General features: G+C 57.5%; 1 protein-coding gene. It reads left to right on the top strand.

Features of this window, described 5'->3' with window-relative positions:
• Positions 1 to 419, top strand: a 419-nt coding sequence (locus AC0QH1_RS07660; RefSeq protein WP_473154730.1) for a photosynthetic reaction center family protein, incomplete at both ends; no start/stop codon positions are given.

Here is a 419-nt window from a genome sequence, read left to right as displayed (position 1 = left end):
TCTTCTAACGCGATCGGTCTGCACCTGTATCCCATCTGGGAAGCGGCTTCTCTCGATGAGTGGCTCTACAACGGCGGCCCCTATCAGTTAGTGATTTTCCACTTCCTGATTGGCGTGTTCTGCTACATGGGCCGCGAGTGGGAACTCTCCTACCGCTTGGGGATGCGTCCTTGGATCTGCGTCGCTTACTCTGCCCCCGTGGCTGCGGCTACCGCAGTGTTCCTGATCTACCCCATCGGCCAAGGTTCTTTCTCTGATGGCATGCCTCTGGGCATCTCGGGAACCTTCAACTTCATGTTGGTGTTCCAAGCCGAGCACAACATCCTGATGCACCCCTTCCACATGTTGGGTGTGGCTGGCGTGTTCGGTGGTGCGCTGTTCAGCGCCATGCACGGTTCTCTCGTGACCAGCTCTCTGGT

The sequence above is a fragment of the Phormidium sp. CCY1219 genome (assembly GCF_055795085.1).
This window is presented reverse-complemented; position numbering and strand designations above follow the sequence as displayed.